The sequence below is a fragment of the Streptomyces griseomycini genome (assembly GCF_014203535.1).
Lineage (GTDB): Bacteria > Actinomycetota > Actinomycetes > Streptomycetales > Streptomycetaceae > Streptomyces > Streptomyces griseomycini.
The window spans coordinates 17,648-33,181 of sequence record NZ_JACHJI010000004.1 but is presented as its reverse complement, the minus strand read 5'-3'; the positions used below and the strand labels follow the sequence as shown (position 1 = coordinate 33,181).

14 protein-coding genes and 1 pseudogene are annotated in these 15,534 nt (G+C 74.1%); 5 read left to right on the top strand and 10 right to left on the bottom strand.

The genetic code is table 11. From position 1 onward, the window contains the following. The first annotated feature begins 67 nt into the window (after positions 1 to 67). Together FHS37_RS12105 and FHS37_RS12100 are read left to right on the top strand one after the other, a co-directional pair. The gene (locus tag FHS37_RS12105) at positions 68 to 616 is read left to right on the top strand and encodes a cupin domain-containing protein (RefSeq protein WP_184820109.1); all 549 of its coding nucleotides are present in this window, start codon (positions 68 to 70) and stop codon (positions 614 to 616) included. After that, on the top strand, positions 613 to 1,032 hold the full coding sequence (locus FHS37_RS12100; protein ID WP_184820107.1) for a rhodanese-like domain-containing protein: 420 nt from the start codon (positions 613 to 615) through the stop codon (positions 1,030 to 1,032). Before FHS37_RS12105 ends, FHS37_RS12100 begins: the two co-directional genes overlap by 4 nt. A gap of 64 nt (positions 1,033 to 1,096) precedes the next feature. Here the strand turns inward: FHS37_RS12100 and recX are convergent, their stop codons facing one another. The 4 genes from recX to FHS37_RS12080 all read right to left on the bottom strand — a co-directional run bounded on the left by recX (position 1,097) and on the right by FHS37_RS12080 (position 4,986). Beyond that, positions 1,097 to 1,909, bottom strand: coding sequence for a recombination regulator RecX (recX, locus tag FHS37_RS12095; RefSeq protein ID WP_184820105.1), 813 nt, complete (start codon positions 1,907 to 1,909; stop codon positions 1,097 to 1,099). 3 nt (positions 1,910 to 1,912) lie between these two features. After that, positions 1,913 to 3,031, bottom strand: a complete 1,119-nt coding sequence (gene recA, locus FHS37_RS12090) for a recombinase RecA (protein ID WP_184820103.1) — start codon at positions 3,029 to 3,031, stop codon at positions 1,913 to 1,915. Positions 3,032 to 3,469: 438 nt separating this feature from the next. After that, entirely contained in the window at positions 3,470 to 4,732 is a 1,263-nt protein-coding gene (locus tag FHS37_RS12085) for an AI-2E family transporter (RefSeq protein ID WP_184820101.1), read from the bottom strand. Between the two features lie 59 nt (positions 4,733 to 4,791). After that, positions 4,792 to 4,986, bottom strand: a complete 195-nt coding sequence (locus FHS37_RS12080; RefSeq protein WP_159536105.1) for a DUF3046 domain-containing protein — start codon at positions 4,984 to 4,986, stop codon at positions 4,792 to 4,794. Positions 4,987 to 5,065: 79 nt separating this feature from the next. Between FHS37_RS12080 and FHS37_RS12075 the strand changes: the two genes are divergently transcribed. Continuing rightward, the gene (locus tag FHS37_RS12075; protein ID WP_184820099.1) at positions 5,066 to 6,013 is read left to right on the top strand and encodes a hypothetical protein; all 948 of its coding nucleotides are present in this window, start codon (positions 5,066 to 5,068) and stop codon (positions 6,011 to 6,013) included. 60 nt (positions 6,014 to 6,073) lie between these two features. Here the strand turns inward: FHS37_RS12075 and FHS37_RS12070 are convergent, their stop codons facing one another. From FHS37_RS12070 to FHS37_RS12060, 3 genes and pseudogenes are all read right to left on the bottom strand, one after another. Further along, positions 6,074 to 6,382 carry an AzlD domain-containing protein gene (locus FHS37_RS12070; protein ID WP_184820097.1) on the bottom strand — a complete coding sequence of 103 codons (309 nt, stop codon included), beginning with the start codon at positions 6,380 to 6,382 and terminating at the stop codon, positions 6,074 to 6,076. Further along, the gene (locus FHS37_RS12065) at positions 6,379 to 7,128 is read right to left on the bottom strand and encodes an AzlC family ABC transporter permease (RefSeq protein ID WP_184820095.1); all 750 of its coding nucleotides are present in this window, start codon (positions 7,126 to 7,128) and stop codon (positions 6,379 to 6,381) included. Before FHS37_RS12065 ends, FHS37_RS12070 begins: the two co-directional genes overlap by 4 nt. Positions 7,129 to 7,136: 8 nt before the next feature. Then, positions 7,137 to 7,994 (bottom strand): annotated as a pseudogene (locus FHS37_RS12060) (AraC family transcriptional regulator); the annotation flags it as partial. A gap of 103 nt (positions 7,995 to 8,097) precedes the next feature. Between FHS37_RS12060 and FHS37_RS12055 the strand changes: the two are divergent. Further along, positions 8,098 to 13,038, top strand: coding sequence for an ATP-dependent helicase (locus FHS37_RS12055; protein ID WP_184820091.1), 4,941 nt, complete (start codon positions 8,098 to 8,100; stop codon positions 13,036 to 13,038). Positions 13,039 to 13,107: 69 nt separating this feature from the next. Then, a complete protein-coding gene (locus FHS37_RS12050) occupies positions 13,108 to 13,935 on the top strand; it encodes an Fpg/Nei family DNA glycosylase (protein WP_184820089.1) in 828 nt (275 codons plus the stop codon). Positions 13,936 to 13,969: 34 nt separating this feature from the next. On the opposite strand, the gene FHS37_RS12045 is transcribed toward FHS37_RS12050, so the two are convergent. From FHS37_RS12045 to FHS37_RS12035, 3 genes are all read right to left on the bottom strand, one after another. Further along, positions 13,970 to 14,254, bottom strand: a complete 285-nt coding sequence (locus FHS37_RS12045; protein WP_184820087.1) for a hypothetical protein — start codon at positions 14,252 to 14,254, stop codon at positions 13,970 to 13,972. Between the two features lie 151 nt (positions 14,255 to 14,405). Beyond that, on the bottom strand, positions 14,406 to 14,876 hold the full coding sequence (locus tag FHS37_RS12040; protein ID WP_184820085.1) for a Dps family protein: 471 nt from the start codon (positions 14,874 to 14,876) through the stop codon (positions 14,406 to 14,408). A gap of 181 nt (positions 14,877 to 15,057) precedes the next feature. Continuing rightward, positions 15,058 to 15,438 carry a helix-turn-helix domain-containing protein gene (locus FHS37_RS12035; protein WP_003993396.1) on the bottom strand — a complete coding sequence of 127 codons (381 nt, stop codon included), beginning with the start codon at positions 15,436 to 15,438 and terminating at the stop codon, positions 15,058 to 15,060. Positions 15,439 to 15,534: the final 96 nt, after the last annotated feature.

Here is a 15,534-nt window from a genome sequence, read left to right as displayed (position 1 = left end):
CCCTCCCGCTCGCCGCCTCGCATGCCGCTGCGGCGCGCCTCCGCGAACCTTCTTCAGGACGGTGCACATGTCTGTCTCCCCCGCAGCCTCTTCCCCTCCTCCCCCGGCCCCGCCTCCCGTCCCCGCACCCACCCGGGCGGACCTCCTCCGCTTCGTCCGCCGTGTCGCTGCCGACGCCGCGCTGGTCGCCTCGCTCCCGCTCGACCCGGAGTGCCGCACCTGGGTGCGGCTCGACGGGCCCGGTGGCAGTGAAGCCTGGCTGATCGGCTGGCCGCCGGGCACCGGAACCGGCTGGCACGACCACGCCGACTCCGTCGGCGCCTTCATGACCGCCTCGGGTGCGCTGAAGGAGAACTCGCTCGCCGCACGGCTGCCCTCCGACGGCTGGAGAACCCTGGAACTGACCGATGGCGTGGACCGGGAACGCCGGCTGCCGGCCGGGCAGGGCCGCGCCTTCGGGCGGCATCACGTGCACGAGGTGCTCAACGAGTCCCCGGACCGGCACGCCGTCTCCGTGCACGCCTACTGTCCACCCCTGCCGCGGATCCGCCGCTACAGCCGCAGCGGCCGGATTCTCCGCCTGGAGCAGGTCGAACGCCCGGAGGACTGGCGATGAGCGGAACGGGCGAGCGGACCACCGGTGCCGTGGGGATCGACGAGCTGCTGGAGCGGGTGCGGTCGGGTTACCGGCGCATCGGGCCGCGGGACGCCTACGAGGCCGCCCGTACCGGCGATGCACTGCTGGTGGACATCCGCTACGCCGCCCTGCGCGACCGGGACGGGCTCGTCCCCGGCGCTGTCGTCGTCGAGCGCAACGAACTGGAGTGGCGCCTCGACCCGCAGGGCAGTCACCGCGTCCCCGAGGCGACGAGCCACGACCTGCGCGCCGTCGTGATCTGCAACGAGGGGTACGCCTCCAGCCTGGCGGCGGAGTCCCTGCACCGCCTGGGACTGCACCGGGCCACCGACCTGATCGGCGGTTTCCAGGCCTGGCGTGCGGCGGGACTGCCGGTCCTGCCCGTGTCGGAGTAGGGCCGCCGGAGGGGACGGCGGTTCCTGCGCCGTCCCCTCCGGCGGCGTCCGCTGCCCGGCCTCCTCAGAATCCCTCGTCGCCGAGGAACTCCGTGTCCTCGCCCTCCTCCTCCAGCGCCTGCCGGACCACGCGGAGGGCGAGGCCCTCGGAGTAGCCCTTGCGGGCCAGCATGCCCGCGAGGCGTCGGATCCGCTTGTCGCGGTCGAGCCCTCGGGTGGAGCGCAGCTTACGGGCGACCAGTTCACGGGCGGTCGCCTCCTCCTGCTCGGAGTCGAGCTGCGAGACGGCCGCGTCGATCAGCGTGGGGTCGACCCCCTTGGTCCGCAGCTCCTGGGCGAGCGCGCGCCGGGCCAGCCCCCGGCCGTGGTGCCGGGACTCCACCCAGGCGTCCGCGAAGGCACTGTCGTTGATCAGTCCGACCTCCTCGAACCGGGACAGCACCTCCTCGGCGGCCTCGTCCGGGATCTGCCGCTTGCGCAGGGCGTCGGCGAGCTGCTTCCGCGTGCGCGGGGTCCCGGTGAGCAGGCGCAGGCAGATCGCCCGTGCCCGCTCCACCGGGTCCCCCGGAGGCTCCTCCTGCTCGGCCCTCGACGAGGAGGAGTCGCCCCCGCCCTCCGCGGCCGCCTCGCCGGAGGCCCGGCGTCTGCGCCCGCGTCCACCGCGCGCCCCGCCGTCACGCGAGCCGCCCGTCCGTGAGCCGCCCCCATGCCGCCGACCGCTGCCGGAACCCGGGGTGCGGAGGCCGTCCACACCGGTGATGTCGTCGTGCGCCTCGTCACCGCCCACGGCCGATTGTTCGCCGCCCTCGGTGCCCCTCCCCCGTGGGACACCGGTGGCGGCGAACTCGTACTCGGCCCAGTCGGTTCGTCGGGTCACGGGTCAGCTCTTGGCCGCCGCGGCCTTGGACTTGGTGGCCTTGGCCGCCGGTGCCGGTACGGCGGCCGGCTCGGCCGGAGCGGTGCCCGCGGCGTCCGCGCCCGGCTCGGCGGCGGACTCCTCGGGCCGTACGCCGACGCCCAGCTTCGTCAGGATCTTCTTCTCGATCTCGTTGGCGAGGTCGGGATTGTCCTTCAGGAAGTTGCGGGCGTTCTCCTTGCCCTGGCCCAGCTGGTCGCCCTCGTACGTGTACCAGGCACCGGCCTTGCGGACGAAGCCGTGCTCCACGCCCATGTCGATCAGGCCGCCCTCGCGGCTGATGCCCTGGCCGTAGAGGATGTCGAACTCGGCCTGCTTGAAGGGCGGCGCCACCTTGTTCTTGACGACCTTGCAACGCGTGCGGTTGCCGACCGCCTCGGTGCCGTCCTTCAGGGTCTCGATGCGGCGGATGTCGATGCGCACCGAGGCGTAGAACTTCAGCGCCCGGCCACCGGTGGTGGTCTCCGGGGAGCCGAACATCACGCCGATCTTCTCGCGGAGCTGGTTGATGAAGATCGCGGTGGTCTTGGACTGGTTGAGCGCGCTGGTGATCTTCCGCAGGGCCTGGCTCATCAGGCGGGCCTGGAGACCCACGTGGCTGTCGCCCATCTCGCCCTCGATCTCCGCGCGCGGGACGAGCGCCGCGACGGAGTCGATGACGATGAGGTCGAGGGCGCCGGAGCGGACCAGCATGTCCACGATCTCCAGGGCCTGCTCGCCGTTGTCCGGCTGGGACAGGATCAGGTTGTCGATGTCGACGCCGAGCTTCTTCGCGTACTCGGGGTCGAGGGCGTGCTCCGCGTCCACGAAGGCCACCTGACCACCGGCCTTCTGCGCGTTCGCCACCGCGTGCAGGGTCAGGGTCGTCTTACCGGAGGACTCCGGTCCGTAGATCTCCACCACACGGCCGCGCGGCAGGCCGCCGACGCCGAGGGCCACGTCGAGTGCGGTCGACCCGGTCGGGATGACCTCGATGGGCTCCTTCGACCGCTCGCCCATGCGCATGACCGCGCCCTTGCCGAATTGCCGTTCAATCTGTGCGAGCGCGGCGTCGAGCGCCTTCTCGCGGTCGGTTCCTGCCATGGGTTCCACCCGATTTGCTTGAGTCGATCGCTTCACGTCAAAAACGCTAACGCCTGCCACTGACAACGCGTCCCGACGCACGTCCGGCCTGTGGATAACCCGGCTGCACATCCCTTCAAATCAGGACATACCGTCCACTGTTGGGTCTCACCGGCGACTCCATGAGAATGGATGTTCGATTTTCGTGTCAAGCGCGCCGCACGGCACCCGCGCCGGTGTCCTGCGCCGCCGGGGAGCGGCCCGGCGCCGGAGCGCGAGGCCCGTGCCGCCGCCCCGGAGCGCGGGGGCGCCGGTGGCCCCGTACCGGGCGGGGCTCCCGCCCCGTCGCAGCGCACCCGCTACGCGGGCGAGAGGGAACCGGCCGCGGCCGGATCGCGACGGCGGCGGGCTCCCCCGAGGGGAGCCGGCACGGCACCGCCTCCCCGTCAGCCTCCCCCGTCAGCCGGCCCCGGTGCCCCCGCCCCGGACGTCCGCCGCCCCAGGCCGCCGGATCCACAGGCGCCGGGCGCGCGTGATGGGCCCCGGCCCACGGCCGGGACCTCGATGACCGTGCACACGGGGGTCGTCCGTGACGTCGTACCGCTTCACGTACGCGCCGAGGAACGCCTGGAGGGTGGCGATCGCGGGGATGGCGATCAGCGCGCCGACGGCACCGAGCAGGGCGGTGCCCGCGACGACCGAGCCGAAGGCGACCGCCGGGTGGATGTCCACGGTCCTGGAGGTCAGCTTGGGCTGCAGGACGTAGTTCTCGAACTGCTGGTAGACCACCACGAAGACCAGCACCCACAGCGCGTACCAGGGGTCGACCGTGAAGGCGATCAGCATGGGCAGGGCGCCTGCGAGATAGGTGCCGATGGTGGGGATGAACTGCGACACCAGGCCCACCCACACCGCGAGCACGGGTGCGTAGGGCACTTCGAGGATCTCCAGCAGTACGTAGTGCGCCAGGCCGGAGACCAGCGCCATCAGCCCGCGCGAGTACAGGTAGCCGCCGGTCTTGTTCACGGCGATCTCCCACGCGCGCAGCACCTCGGCCTGGCGGGCGGGCGGCAGGACGGAGCAGATGGTGCGCCGCAGCCGCGGGCCGTCGGCGGCGAAGTAGAACGAGAACAGACCGACGGTCAGCAGCTGGAAGAGACCGCCGAGCACCTGCGCGGAGACGTCCAGGACACCGGTGGCGCTGTTCTGCACGTAGTTGCGCAGCCAGTCGGAGCGCAGCAGGCCCTCCTGGATGTCCACCCGCCGCAGCTCGGTGTGGAAGTGCGTGTTGATCCAGTTGATGACGGAGTCGAGGTAGTCCGGGAAGTCCTCGACGATCTTGATGATCTGTCCCGCCAGCATGGAACCGAGCAGGGTGATGAACCCCGCCGCCACGATCAGCACCGCCAGGAAGACCAGGAAGGTGCCCAGCCCCCGGCGCACCCCGCGCGCGGCCATCCAGCTCACCGCGGGCTCGACGGCGAGCGCCAGGAAGAACGCGATGAGGATGTTGACCAGCAGACCGGTGAGCTGGTGGAAGGCCCAGCTGCCCAGCTGGAACACGGCGATCAGGGCAAGGGCGAGCACCATGGCGCGCGGCAGCCAGCGCGGCATGCGGGCGCCCGGCCCGGCCACGGGGTCCACCGGAGGGCCGACGGGCGGCGGTGCGCCTGGGGCGGAGGGGTGCTGAGCTGCCTGCCCGGTCTCATCAGTGGGTGCCACGGGGCAAGTCTGACCCACGCCCCCGCCGGTCGTCCGCCCCCCTGCGATCTCTGTGACGATCAGCGCTTTTCCGGGGGGACGCCCATCACCGCGCAGACCACCTGCCAGACGTCCTTGGCGTCCCAGCCGGCCGCCAGCGCCTCGTGCACGGTGCGCCCGCCGAGCTCCGACATGACGTGGTCGCGCGCGAAGGTGTCGGCGTAGCCCGACCCGAAGTGCTCCGCCATCCGCTCCCAGAAGACCGTCAACCGCATGGCCCCAGTATCCCGCGTGCGGGGGTGGCCCCGAGCCGGGCGGCCTCCCGGGACCGCTTCCCGCCCTACGGTCGGACCCATGGCCGATTCCGGAGCTACCCCGCCGCCCCCGACCTCCCCGGCGCACGACAGCCCGCTCGCGCGGGCGGAGCGGTTCGTCTGGCTCACCGCGCGCGTGCTCGAACAGCGCCTCTTCGCCCACCACTTCCGGGACGGCGCCGCCGACCCGGTGGAGACGGCACTGGACGCCTACCGCAACGAGGACGGCGGGTACGGCCACGGCCTGGAGCCCGACCTGCGCGGCCCGGTCAGCCAGCCGCTGCACACCGCCCGCGCCCTGGGCGTGCTGGACGCCGTGGGGCGGTGCGGCGGACGGCGCGCGGAGCAGGTGTGCCGCTACCTGACGTCCGTCTCCACGCCGGACGGCGCGCTTCCGGCGATCCACCCCAGCCAGCGCGGCTACCCGACGGCACCCTTCGTACCGGTCGTGGACGACCCGCCCAGCCAGTTGTTGGCCACCGGTCCGGTGGTGGGCCTGCTGCACCGCAACGAGGTGTGGCACGCCTGGCTGTTCCGGGCCACGGACTTCTGCTGGCAGGCCGCCGAGTCACTGGAGAGGTCCCATCCGTACGAGATCCGGGCCGCCGTGGCCTTCCTGGACCGGGCTCCCGACCGCCCCCGCGCGGAGGCCGCCGCCGAGCGGCTGGGCCGCCTGGTGCGGAGGCAGCGGCTCGCGGCGCTCGACCCGGACGACCTCGACGCCTACCCGGTCGCACCCGGCTACGCCCCGGGCGAGCACCACTTCCCCCACGACTACGCGACCACACCGCAGTCGCTCGCACGCGCGTGGTTCACGGACGGGGAGATGGCCCGTTCCCTCGACTTCCTCGCGGCCGAGCAGCGGGAGGACGGCGGCTGGCCCGTCCGATGGCGTCAGTGGGCGCCGGCCCCCGCGCTGGAGGCCCGGCCCGTGGTGACGATCGAGGCCCTGCGCACACTGAGGGCGTACGGCCGCCCCGTCGGCTGACCTCGGAGTCCGGTGTCCTTGCCGCGCAGCGCCGCAGGGAGAAGTCGGCCCGCGACCGCCTCATCCGCCCAGGGCGCGCACTCCCGCCGTGACGACCACGGCCGCCCCGACGACGACGAGGAACGGAGCGCGCAGCACCAGCGCCACGGCGGCGGCCGCCAGCCCCGCCGCCCGCGCGTCCAGCACCAGCGCCCGGCCGTCGGCGAAGGTCTGCTGGGCGGTCAGCGCGGCGAGCAGGGCGACCGGCAGCAGCGCGGCGAGCCGCCTGACGACAGGGCGCTCGAGGACTCCGGCGGGCACCAGCAGCCCGGCCAGTTTGACGGCGTAGCAGCCGAGGGCGGTCGCGCCGATCGCGATCCAGATGTTCAACGGTCCTCCTCCGGTACGTCACCGCGCGGTGCGCTCTTCCGGCGGCCCTGCGCCCACAGGACGGCCGGTGCCGCGAGGGCGGCGATCAGGACCGGCACACCGGCGGGCAGGACGGGCAGCAGACCGAGCCCCAGGAGGACGGCGAGCCCGGCGACGGTCCGCTCGGTGCCGGTCCGCAGCATCGGCGCGAGCAGCGCCAGGAAGACCGCGGGACCGGCCGCGTCCAGGCCCCACGCGTCGGTGTCCCCGATGGCTTCGGCGCCCAGCGCGCCGAGCAGCGTCGTGAGGTTCCACAGGAGGTACAGGCTGAGTCCGGTCACCAGGAACCCGATGCGCGCGCCGCGCCGGTCGGGCTGGGCGAGCGAGACGGCGGCCGTCTCGTCGATGACCCACTGGGCGGCGAACGGCCGCACCACGCGCGGGAGGGCCAGCAACTGGGACAGGCGGAGCCCGTAGAACGCGTTGCGCACCCCCAGGAAGAACGCCCCCGCGGCGGCCGTGAACGGGCTCCCGCCGGCCGCCAGCGCCCCCACCAGCGCGAACTGGGACGCACCGGTGAACACCAGCAGGCTCAGCGCACAGGTCTGGAGCAGCGTGAGTCCGCTGCCGGCCGAGGTCACTCCGAAGGCGAACCCGGAGAGCCCGACGGCGACCCCGACCCCGAGGGCGTCCCGTACGACGGCGCCGTCCGGCTTCCCTCCCCCGGTGTCCCGTACGTCTGCGAGGGCTGTCTGTTCTGCTGTCACGCCCCGCACGGTACGGGCGTGCCGCGCCACACGTCTTGTACGTTCTTGCGCTCGCGCTGGTAGGCGCCCGGGGGCACGCCCACGATCCGGCCGAAGTGGCGGTTCAGGTGCGGCTGGTCGGTGAACCCGACCGCGACGGCCGCCTCCGACGGCGCCGTCCCCGCGTCCAGCAGCCGCCGTGCCCGCCGTACCCGTGCGTCGGTGAGCCAGGCGTGCGGTGGCATCCCGTAGGTGTCCCGGAAGGCGCGCAGCAGGGCGAACGGGCCGGTGCCCAGCTCACCGGCCAGTTGCTCCAGCGTCGGCGGCGCGGCCATCCGCTCCTCCAGCAGGGCACGCGCGCGTGCCGCGGTCCGGGCGCCCGCCGTCCGCACCTCCCGGCGCGGCAGCGACCCGCCGTTCAGCCGCAGCAGCCGGGTCACGGCCACCCGGAGCAGGGTGTCGGCGGCGAGCGCGTTGCCCTCGTCGGTGGCCCGCAGCACCTGGTGCACGAGGTGGACGGTGTACGGATCGTCGAGCACCGGCGACACGAACCCCGGCGTGCCGCGCAGCGTGGTGGTCTCGGCGGCGATCGCGGCCACCACCTCCGGCGACGGGTACACCGCCCCGTACCGCCATCCCTCGGGGACGCCCGCCCGGCCGGTGTGCGGGGTGTCCGGGTTGACGAGCGCCAGGGCCCCGGCGCCCGCGTACACGTCCCCGCCGCCGTGGTGGAAGACCTCCACGCCGTCGGCGATGGCGGCGATCACGAAGTGCTCGTGGGTGTGCCGTACGAACGTCTTCCGTATGTACCGGGCGCGCAGCAGATCGACACCGGGCAGTTCGGCGTACCGCCAGTGCCGTGCGCGTTCCCTGCCCGCTTCCGCCATGCGGCCATTGTCACGCGGCCCCGGTCTCGCGGGTCAAAGGGCCGGGGCACCCCCGTCCGCCCGGCTCGGCCCCGTTGTCAGTGCCCGGGTGCACGATGGACGCATGGTCAGCGATCCGCACCGCGCCCTGGACGGCTTCTCCCCCGCGACCCGCGGCTGGTTCACGGGGGCGTTCTCCGCACCCACCGCCGCCCAGACCGGTGCGTGGCAGGCCATCCGGGAGGGCTCGGACGTGCTGGTGGTCGCCCCCACCGGTTCCGGGAAGACCCTGGCCGCCTTCCTCGCGGCCCTGGACCAACTGGCCTCCACGCCCCCGCCCGCCGACCCGAAGAAGCGCTGCCGCGTCCTGTACGTCTCCCCCCTCAAGGCCCTGGCCGTGGACGTCGAGCGCAACCTCCGCAGCCCGTTGACCGGCATCCGGCAGGAGTCCGTGCGTCTGGGCCTGCCCGAGCCCGAGGTGAAGGTCGGGATCCGCTCCGGCGACACCCCGCCCGCCGAGCGCCGCGCCCTGTCCACCCGCCCGCCGGACATCCTGATCACCACCCCCGAGTCCCTGTTCCTGATGCTGACGTCGGCCACGCGCGAGGCGCTGACGGGCGTGGAGACGGTGATCCTGGACGAGGTGCACGCGGTCGCCGGCACCAAGCGCGGAGCACACCTCGCGCTGTCCCTCGAGCGGCTGGACGAACTGCTGCCCGAGCCGGCCCGCCGCATCGGCCTCTCGGCGACCGTCCGCCCGGTCGACGAGGTCGCCCGCTTCCTCTCCCCCCGCCGCAGGGTGGAGATCGTCCAGCCGGAGTCGGGCAAGGAGTTCGACCTCTCCGTCGTGGTGCCGGTCGAGGACCTGGGCGAGCTGGGCGGTTCTCCGGTCGCCGACGGCTCGGAGGGTGCCGAACGCCCGTCGATCTGGCCGCACGTCGAGGAGCGGATCACCGACCTGGTCCAGTCCCACCGCTCGACGATCGTGTTCGCGAACTCGCGACGCCTCGCCGAGCGGCTGTGCAACCGGCTCAACGAGATCGCCTACGAGCGGGCCACCGGGGAGCCCCTGGACGAGCACCACGCCCCCGCCGAGCTCATGGGCGGCTCCGGGGCCGCCCAGGGCGCGCCCCCGGTCATCGCCCGTGCCCACCACGGTTCGGTGTCCAAGGAGCAGCGCGCCCTGGTCGAGGAGGACCTCAAGGCGGGACGGCTGCCCGCGGTGGTCGCCACCTCCAGCCTGGAGCTGGGCATCGACATGGGCGCCGTCGACCTGGTGGTCCAGGTCGAGTCGCCGCCGTCCGTCGCCTCCGGGCTCCAGCGCGTCGGCCGCGCGGGGCACCAGGTGGGTGCGGTCTCCACGGGCGTGGTGTTCCCGAAGTACCGGGGCGACCTCGTGCAGGCGGCCGTGGTCACCGAGCGGATGCGCACGGGCGCCATCGAGTCCCTGCGCGTCCCCGCGAACCCCCTGGACGTCCTGGCCCAGCAGCTCGTCGCGATGACGGCCATGGACACGTGGCAGTTCGACGACCTGCTCGCCACGGTCCGCCGGGCGGCCCCCTTCGCCTCGCTGCCCGAGTCCGCCTTCACGGGCGTTCTGGACATGCTCGCCGGCCGCTACCCGTCCGACGCCTTCGCGGAGCTGCGTCCGCGCGTGGTGTGGGACCGGATCACGGGCGAGATCACCGGCCGCCCGGGCGCCCAGCGCCTCGCCGTGACGTCCGGGGGCACGATCCCCGACCGGGGCCTGTTCGGGGTGTTCCTCGCGGGCGCCGACCCCAAGAAGGGCGGCGGACGGGTCGGCGAGCTCGACGAGGAGATGGTGTACGAGTCCCGCGTGGGCGACGTCTTCACGCTCGGCACCAGCTCCTGGCGCATCGAGGACATCACGCGCGACCGCGTCCTGGTCTCCCCGGCGCCGGGGGTGCCGGGCCGGCTGCCGTTCTGGAAGGGCGATCAGCTGGGCCGCCCGCTGGAGCTGGGCCGCGCGGTGGGCGCCTTCCTGCGCGAGGTCGGCTCGCTCTCCCGGGAGGACGCCCGCCTGCGGCTCCTCGCGGCGGGGCTGGACGCCTGGGCCGCGGACAACGTCCTGTCCTACCTCGACGAGCAGCGCGAGGCCTGCGGTCACGTACCGGACGACCGCACGATCGTCGTGGAGCGCTTCCGTGACGAGCTCGGCGACTGGCGGGTCGTCGTGCACTCCCCGTTCGGCGCCCAGGTGCACGCCCCGTGGGCGCTCGCGCTCGGTGCCCGGCTCTCCGAGCGGTACGGCATGGACGCCCAGGTGATGCACGCCGACGACGGCATCGTGCTGCGTCTGCCGGACGCCGATCTGATGGGCCTGGACCTGCTCGACCAGGAGCCGGTGCGGGCCGGCACCGAGTACGACGCGGACCAGGCGCCCGTGGGTGCGGCGGACGTCGTCTTCGACAAGGGCGAGGTCGACCAGGTCGTCACCGACCAGGTGGGCGGCTCGGCGCTGTTCGCGTCCCGGTTCCGCGAGTGCGCCGCCCGCGCGCTGCTGCTGCCGCGCCGCAATCCCGGCCGGCGCACCCCGCTGTGGCAGCAGCGCCAGCGGGCCTCCCAGCTGCTCCAGGTGGCAGGCGAGTTCGGCTCGTTCCCGATCGTCCTGGAGGCGGTCCGCGAATGTCTCCAGGACGTCTTCGACGTTCCGGGACTCGTCGAGCTGATGGGCGATCTGGAGGCCCGCAGGGTGCGGCTCGTCGAGGTCACCACTCCCGAGCCGTCCCCCTTCGCCCGATCCCTCCTCTTCGGGTACGTCGCCCAGTTCCTGTACGAGGGCGACTCCCCGCTCGCCGAGCGCCGCGCCGCCGCCCTCTCCCTGGACTCGCGCCTGCTGGCCGAGCTGCTCGGCCAGGCGGAACTGCGCGAGCTGCTCGACGCCGAAGTGCTGACCGAGCTGGAGCGCGAGCTGCAGTGGCTCACCGAGGACCGGCGCGTCAAGGACGTGGAGGGGGTGGCCGACCTGCTGCGCGTGCTCGGTCCGCTCACGGAGGCCGAACTGGCCGAGCGGGGCGCCGAGCCGCAGTGGGCGCGGGAACTGGCCTCCGCTCGGCGTGCCATCCGGGTCCGGGTCGCCGGCGCCGACCACTGGGCGGCGATCGAGGACGCCGGACGGCTGCGCGACGCGCTGGGCACGGCGCTGCCGGTCGGTGTCCCGGAGGCGTTCACCGAGCCGGTCAAGGACCCCCTCGGTGACCTCCTCGCGCGGTACGCGCGCACCCACGGCCCCTTCACGTCGGCCACCGCGGCGGCCCGCTTCGGACTGGGCGTGGCGGTCACCGAGGGCGCCCTCCAGCGGCTCGCGGCGGCGGGCAGGGTCGTCCAGGGCGAGTTCCACCCGGCCGGCATCGGACAGGAGTGGTGCGACGCGGCCGTGCTGCGTCGGCTGCGCCGCCGTTCCCTGGCCGCCCTGCGGCACGAACTGGAACCGGTCCCGCCGGCCGCGCTCGCCCAGTTCCTCCCCCAGTGGCAGCACGTCGGCAAGGGACACGCGCTGCGCGGCGTCGACGGCCTGGTGCGCGCCATCGAGCAGATGCAGGGCGCGTCCGTGCCCGCGTCCGCCCTGGAAAAGCTGGTCCTGCCGTCCCGGGTCGCCGACTACGCCCCCGCGATGCTGGACGAGCTCACCGCCACCGGGGAGGTGGTGTGGGCCGGCGCCGGTTCGCTGCCGGGGAAGGACGGCTGGGTCTCCCTGTACCTGGCGGACGCGGCTCCGCTGCTCCTGCCGCCCCCGCACCCCCTGGAGCCGACCGCCCTCCACCAGTCCGTCCTGGACGCCCTCTCCGGCGGTTACGGCCTGTTCTTCCGCCAGATCGCCGACCAGGTCCGCGCCACCACCCATCCGGAGGTCACCGATCCGCAACTGACCGCCGCCCTCTGGGACCTGGCCTGGTCGGGGCGGCTGACCAACGACACGCTCGCCCCCATGCGCTCCCTGCTGGGCTCGGGCCGCACCGCGGGCTCCACCGCCCACCGCGCGAAGCGCGCGGTCCCGCGCGGGCGCTACGGCTCGCTCACTGCGGCCGCCCGCACCGCCTCCCGCACCGGCCCGCCGACCGTCGCCGGCCGCTGGTCCCTGCTCCCGGCCCGGGAGGCCGACCCGACGGTCCGCGCCCACGCGCTGGCCCGCACCCTGCTCGACCGGCACGGTGTGGTGACCCGGGGCGCCGTCGCCGCGGAGGGCGTCGAGGGCGGCTTCTCGGCGACGTACCGGATCCTGTCCGCCTTCGAGGAGACGGGCCAGGCCCGTCGCGGCTATGTGGTGGAGGGTCTGGGCGCCGCCCAGTTCGCGATGGACGGTGCGGTGGACCGCCTCCGCGCGGTGGCGGGCGCCCGCGAGCGCGGCGACGGTCCTCCCTTCCCCGGCACCCCCGAGGGCCGGGCCCCCGGCCTGTTCGGCGCCGGTTCCGACCCGTTCGACGTCGGATCCGACCCGTTCGCCGCCCACGGCTTCGCCGCCTCCGCCGACGATTCCCACGCGACCGCCCTCGGGCACGACGGCTTCCCCGGCCCCGGTGACGCGCCCCGTCCCGCTCCGGCACCGGGTGACTACGTCTCCCCCCGCGACCTCGCCCCACAGGCCCCGCCGCCCCGGTGGAACGGCTGGCGTCCGCCGTACGACCCCTTCGCGGGGCGTCGGACCGGCTCCGCCTCCCGGGCCGTCGTCCTCGCCGCCGCCGACCCGGCCAACGCGTACGGTGCCGCCCTGGCCTGGCCCGAGCCACCGACCGGCGCGGGACACAAGCCGGGCCGCAAGGCGGGCTCCCTGGTGGTGCTCGTCGACGGCGAGCTGACGCTCTACATGGAACGCGGCGGAAAGACGCTGCTGGCCTGGCCCGCCGACCCCGACGGCGAGCCCGCCGACGATCCCCGTCTCCCCGCCGCCGCGGAGGCCCTCGCCGCGTCCGCCCGCGCGGGCTCCCTCGGCACGGTCACGGTGGAGCGCGTCAACGGCGCCTCCGCGCTGACGTCCCCGCTCGGCACCCTCCTGGAGACCGCGGGCTTCGTCGCCACACCACGCGGCCTGCGTCTGCGCACCTGACCCGACCGCGACGCCCCGGTCCCGCCGCCCGGGAGCACCGACGCCGCCCCGACGTGCCACTCTTGACACATGCCCGAAGGAGACACGGTCTGGCAGGCCGCGCGGCGGCTGCACGACGCCCTCGCGGGCAAGGTGCTGACCCGCAGCGACCTCCGGGTACCGAGGTACGCCACGGCCGACCTCACCGGCCGGACCGTCCTGGACGTCACCCCGCGCGGCAAGCACCTGCTCGCGCGCGTCGAGGGCGGCCTGACCCTGCACTCGCACCTGCGGATGGACGGCTCCTGGAGGGTGTACGCGAACGGGCAGCGCTGGAACGGCGGCCCCGCCCACCAGATCCGCGCGATCCTCGGCAACACCGACCGCACGGCCGTCGGATACCGGCTCCCCGTCCTGGAACTCCTGCGCACCGCCGACGAGGACCGCGCGGTCGGTCATCTCGGACCCGATCTCCTGGGACCGGACTGGGACCCGGACCGGGCGCTGGCCAACCTCCTGAAGGACCCGGCCCGCCCCCTCGGCGAGGCCCTGCTGGACCAGCGCAACCTCGCCGGCATCGGCAACATATACAAAAGCGAGCTCTGCTTCCTGCTCGGCGTCACCCCGTGGCTCCCCGTGGGCGAACTGCCCGCCGAGCGTGCCGCGAAGCTGCCCGGACTCGCCAGGAAGCTGCTGGAGTTCAACCGCGAGCGCCCGGTCCGCAGCACGACCGGCCGCCGCGGCCAGGACCTGTTCGTGTACGGCCGCGCGTCCCGCCCCTGTCTGCGCTGCCGCACCCCGGTCCGTCTCGCCGACCAGGGCGACGGCTCCCGCGAGCGCCCCACCTACTGGTGCCCGGCCTGTCAGCCGGGACCGGCCCCCGCACCATCCCGGTCACGCCGCACCGCCTCGCCGTAGGCGGCTGTGCACCCGGCCCGTGCCGCCGCGGCCTTCACCGCCGGCCGGCTCCTCCGTCGGAACGGGGTCCCGGCGGTTCCGCGGTCACCGCCGTCGCGGGGGCGCCGGCCGCCGCACGCCAGGCCCGTCGCCAGCGACCGGCGGCCAGCGCCCCTTCCGCCCGGGCCTTGGGCCTGCAGTGCACCGGCAGCAGGCTCAGCCCCCACCCGCCGGCCGCGACCGCCCCTTCCAGCGCACCGGCGCCGGGCACCAGCAGCAGCCGCGCCACGGCCCACCACCACAGCGTCCCGAGTCCCAGGACGACCCCCCAGCGCACCACCCGCCCCGCCCGGTCGCCGTGAGGCCTCCTGCCGGAGGCCGGGAGGCGGCTCGGGCTCCCGCACGGGGCGCCCCGACGGCACACGGGCGCACGGCGCCTGCCGCGCTCCCCACGCGCCTCGGCGAGAGCCTCGTGGCCCTCCGGGACCACGTCACCCGTTCTCGGCCTGGAACATCCAGTGCTGCTTCTCCAGGTCCGCAGTGACCGTGATGAGGATGTCCTGGGTCACCGGGTCCGGCTCCCCGGTCGCCGTGATCCGCTCCCGCATACGGGCGATCACCGCACCCAGGGCGTCCACGAGCGCTCCCACCGCGGCCGTGTCGTCGACCCAGCCCTCGGGCGTCACCCCGATCCCGCTGCCGACGGCCACGGTGGCGGCACGCCCGTCGGGCGAGATGCCCAGGGCCGCGGCGCGCTCCGCCACGGTGTCGGAGTGCGTGCGCGCGAGGGACACGACCTCGTCGAGCTGGAGGTGCACGGAACGGAAGCGCTGCCCGACCACGTTCCAGTGGATCTGCTTCGCGACGAGGGCGAGATCCACCAGGTCCACCAGGGCACCCTGCAGCGCCTCGGACACCGTCTTCAGGTTCGCGTCGGACAACGGGCTCTTCACGACGTACATCCGCACCTCCGTGGCTGTCCCCCGCCTCGTCCCTCAACGATGACCGCCACGGGCCGCACCGGCAAACGCACACGGAGCCGGTCCACGCATGCGAAAACCCCGGCGGCACCCCTCCGGATCTCCCGGAGGGGCCCTGACCGGGGCCTCTCACACTTCACACCGCGCGTACACGGAAACCGCGTCACGCGGCGACGACGTCCACCGCCTCGGCGGGCGCCTTGATGGTCACCCGTTCCGGTGGCACGCCGGTCACCGAAACAGAACCCAGCATCGGACGAACCGGCGTGGGTACGGGCTCGCTGGGGGTCGCTGCAGCAGACTGGGCCAGCTCGGCAAGGGCGAGCTCGTCGCTCACTTCCCGCATGAGCTCGGACATCCGTACGTCCAGCGCGTCGCAGATGGCGGAGAGCAGCTCGGAGGAAGCCTCCTTCTGCCCCCGCTCCACCTCGGAGAGATAGCCGAGTGAGACTCGGGCGGACGAGGAGACTTCGCGCAGAGTACGGCCCTGGCGCTGGCGCTGCCGACGCAGCACGTCACCCAGCAGGCGACGGAGCAGAATCATCGGTGGCTCCCTCCTCGGACCGCGTAGCCGCATCCTTCTCGCCCCACCGTACCGCCTTGCGCCGCGGCCGTGCGGGGAGCGATGTCGTGTTCACTC